Source organism: Allobosea sp. P4_C6 (assembly GCF_056402015.1).
In genome coordinates, this window is sequence record NZ_JBFUIF010000129.1 from 1 (window position 1) to 3,938 (window position 3,938).

Below are 3,938 nucleotides of genomic sequence, written 5' to 3' on the forward strand. Positions count from 1 at the left end.
GGCGGTGTCGAATACGCCTTCACCAACAACTGGCGGTGTCGAATACGCCTTCACCAACAACTGGACGGCCAAGATCGAAGGCCTCTACGTCGATACCGGCGAGGGCCGGCGCGCCCGATCCTTCGACAATGCGGCGGGCGGCGTGCTCCCGGCCGGAACCTATACCGCAGTCAGCAATGGCGGCGGCGGTGCCGGGCTCGTGCGCGTCGGCGTGAACTACAAGTTCTGAAGCGACAGCTTTGGACCTGCGAGCAGCCCGGCGCCTTGCGCCGGGCTGTTTCTTTTTCGCCCGACAGTATTGGTTTGCCGGCCACCGGACCGGGGGCGCCAGGGATCGTGTGAACTGTCTTTGGCCTGCCTCGTCGGAGACCGGCTTCATCCTCCCGCATGGCGATCCTGAAGCGGATGCTGGCGGGCCACCGCTTCACCAAGAGGGAGGTGTCGGCGGCACTGGCTGTGGAAACTCCGAGGATGCCGTGGACGCTGAGTGCGGCCCAGCCGCCTTGGCGATGGCGCCGGGATCCGGCGCGGCCTTCGCCATTGCGATCGCGTCGCGCTCGATCGCGGCCGCCAGCAGGCGATAATCGTCCAAGCGAAACATCGCGCAGTGTTCGTCTTGGGACCACCTGCTGATCACCTCCCAGACGAGGTCGTACTCCTCGCAGACGCCGCCAAACCTTCCGCCCCCCAGTCGCGCGAAGCCCTGGCGGAACTCGGGGAACCGAAGCATGAGACGGGCAAGCCCGCGTTCTTGGGCCGACATCAAGCGCTCACATGAACCATGGGGGACACAGGCAACAGCGTATAGCAACGGCGGATGCAGCTACTATGTCAAATAATACCATTCCCTTGCGGAAGATAGGCGCGACGCTGCGTCGACAGCGCATAACGCGAAGCACCGCGCCGCCCAGTGCTTTTTGGGCCCGGGCCCGCCAATCAGGAAAACGCAGTTTCAGACGGGCGCGCCCGCGCTCCTCGATCCGGGTCATAATGCCGACCTCGATATGTGAGGGCGGGTCGATGCACTCCTTGCCCTTCACTGATTTTGGGCAGGGCGCAGCGAGCCCTCAATTGACCTTAGGGACAGCAGGGGCGAGAGTTTGGCTGACTGGCTAGCGCTCTGCGTGTCACCGCGCTGTTGCACTAATTTCTCCATCTGTTCGAGATGGTGCGTGGTCACGCGGCCGGAGTGATTGATGATGCCGACGAGTTCCAGCAGTGGCTCAGTTTCCTGCGTTGTTCCTGGGATCTCTGAAGACGATATTCGTGCCCAACTGGGTCGCATTTTAGCAAGTGACGACTTTAAGGTGCCCGAGCGGGTGCGCCGGTTTCTGTCCTTTGTGGTTGAAGAGACGCTCTTTGGCCGGGCAGACCGCATCAAGGCCTATGCGATCGCAGTCGAAGTCTTCGGCCGGAGGGCAGATTTCGACGTTTCGAACGATCCCGTCGTTCGCATTGAGGCGGGGCGGCTCAGGCGCGGATTGGAGCGGTATTACCTGCTCGAAGGCAGTACCGACCCGCTTGTGATCGAGATTGCCAAGGGGGGCTATGTRCCCAGCTTCCGCTGGCAATTGAACGATCAGATCGACCCTGCGCCGCTTTCACCATCCGATCCCGCGCCCGACGAACCACCCCGCCCGCAAATGGGCGCGCGGTTGAGGCGCCCTTGGCTCGTCGGCGCCACTTCAGCGCTCGCGATCAGCTCGTTGGTGGCCTTCGTGGCGATGGCGAACCGACCGGTCCCGGCTGCGCCAGTGAGCCCGGCACGGCTGTCACTCGTCGTGAAGCCCTTCGTCAACCTCACTGAGAAAGCCGAATTCGAGGYTTTCGCGGCAGGACTTGCCGACGATGTCATCTCGCAGCTCGTTCCGAACGAAGAGCTGACGATCTTTCGCRGTCAGACTTCAGCTGCCTTGGGATCTTCCGCGTCCGCCGCACAAATCGATCGCCAGCTTGGCCGGCGGCATATCCTGGAGGGCGTGATCCGTGCGGGCGACGGCAAGCTCAGGATCACAAGCCGCCTGCTGGATGGGCAAACGACCGCGATCATCTGGTCGGGCATCTATGAAGCGGACCAAAATGCTGGCAGCGGCTTCGATCTCGAGACAAACATAGCGGCCAAGATCGCCGCATCCGTGAGCCTGCGCTTACGACCGCCGGCGAAGATTGCAATGGGCAGACGCTAAGCGGTTTGATCAATGCATTGTTTGACTGGTTCATTTGTCGCTCCACCGCCATTGTCCCGCCAGGAGGACGGTTCGATCCATCTGAAGGCGAGAGCGTGGGCGGGGAAGGTGCATGTCGCGTGAAGTTCACCGCACACCGATGTCCTGACCGTTCGGACGACGCAGCGCGGATTGGCAAATCTGGGAGGACCATAATGGACGACGTGCATGAGCATGATCGTGCCCGGGTCATTCGGATCGCGCGGGCTATGTGTCGAGCGAAACGATTGGACCCCGACCAACCCCTCGACGAGGCGATACCCRCTGTCACTGGCGCTAAGGCATTCATTGACAGCCTGCCGAGCAGCGATGTTCCGACGTGGCTATTGTTCGTCAGCGAAGCAAAGAGGTTCGTCGCCGCGAACCAGGACGGCACGTCACAATTGTGAGCATCTGGCGTTGTGAAACGCGGGCGAATGCAAACGCACCACGCTCGCGGTTACAGTCTGCCCCTTCCACGGCAGTTCATGGAAGTCGCGTAGGTTCATGGCGGTCAAACTCTTCCAGACTGTACAATTCGGACGTTCCAGAACGACACTCCTGCACACGGACGAACTACTGCGACAAGTCGCTAACTCGCTTGCCAAGGTTGGGATCGAGGTGCCCTTCGCCCGCAGGCGGGCTTTGGAAAGGGCGCGCAAGCCCGTCGGTGGCTTGCTTTGGAGCAAAGCCAGGCAGGGCTCGACACGCTCCGGCATTGGATCGCTGAAAAAGTTGCGCTCGATATTCTGCCGCCGCGTGACCGGCCCTTTGACCGCATCGACGCCAAGCCCGGCCCTGAGAACCGACGAGTGCGGGGAGTCGTTCCGGAAGCACGACTACATAACCGGGTGGCGAGCGGACGCCGTGTCGCGCCCGAAAATGCAGGTGGTTAGGGAACCGACCTCCCATCCGCGCGTTTTAACGCGCTGGACTGTGGAAGTAGTAGATGCAAATTCTCACGGTGTGCCGCATCGGCACAGAGTGGGCCTTTCGGGATGTTACAGGAGAGACTTATGGCCACTCTCCGGATATCCATGAGGTCCTGCAAACAGCTCAGATCCTCGCGGCCAGAAGAGGGAGCCGGGTCGTCTTCAGTGTTGAAGCCGAGCAACACTTTCGGTCCCTTAACGAAGTCAGCCTTGACACGCAGCAGCCCGAAAAGACCTATTCAGCCGCAAGTGTGGCCGGCTTTATTGGCCGGATTACCCTTAGGGCGAGCCGACGAAGCGGCTTGAAAAGATAGAAACCCGCCGTGACATCGTAATGGCGAAATAGGCGGAGGTTGGGTTGTCGAAGACCCGAGTCGAGGCGGCAGCGCTAGTTCCGCAACTGGCCTACGGGCCCGACGCCCCTGACCCACGCGATTGGCTCGCAGCCATCATCGATGGTTCGGACGATGCGATTGTCAGTAAAAACCTCAGCGGGATTATTCAGAGTTGGAATGGCGGCGCAACGCGCCTGTTCGGCTACAAACCCGAGGAAATCATCGGTCAATCTGTGACTGTATTGATACCGCCGGACCGTCTTAACGAAGAACCGCTCATTTTGGCGCAGATCCACGCAGGCAAGCGCGTCGATCATTTTGAGACAAAGCGTCGCCGCAAGGATGGCTCTCTGGTCGACATTTCGCTGACCATCTCACCCATTCGCAATGAGCACGGGGACATCGTAGGCGCGTCAAAAATCGCCCGGGACATCACGGAGAGGCTGTTGGCGCAGCAGCAGCAGCAG

Annotated in this window: 4 protein-coding genes; 3 read left to right on the plus strand and 1 reads right to left on the minus strand. The window is 60.9% G+C overall.

Going from position 1 to position 3,938, the window contains the following annotated elements:
* Positions 1 to 229, plus strand: a 229-nt coding sequence (locus AC1DVA_RS26700; protein ID WP_476807898.1) for an outer membrane protein, incomplete at its 5' end; no start/stop codon positions are given.
* Between the two features lie 195 nt (positions 230 to 424).
* Here AC1DVA_RS26700 and AC1DVA_RS26705 read toward each other — a convergent pair.
* Positions 425 to 763, minus strand: coding sequence for a hypothetical protein (locus AC1DVA_RS26705; protein WP_476807899.1), 339 nt, complete (start codon positions 761 to 763; stop codon positions 425 to 427).
* A 433-nt stretch (positions 764 to 1,196) separates the two neighbouring features.
* Between AC1DVA_RS26705 and AC1DVA_RS26710 the strand changes: the two genes are divergently transcribed.
* Positions 1,197 to 2,186, plus strand: coding sequence for a hypothetical protein (locus tag AC1DVA_RS26710; RefSeq protein WP_476807900.1), 990 nt, complete (start codon positions 1,197 to 1,199; stop codon positions 2,184 to 2,186).
* Between the two features lie 1,350 nt (positions 2,187 to 3,536).
* Positions 3,537 to 3,938, plus strand: a 402-nt coding sequence (locus AC1DVA_RS26715; protein WP_476807901.1) for a PAS domain-containing protein, incomplete at its 3' end; no start/stop codon positions are given.

Excerpts from the sequence above, each read along its gene's own strand:
- AC1DVA_RS26705 (WP_476807899.1), bottom strand. The coding sequence starts at position 763 with ATGTCGGCCCAAGAACGCGGGCTTGCCCGTCTCATGCTTCGGTTCCCC.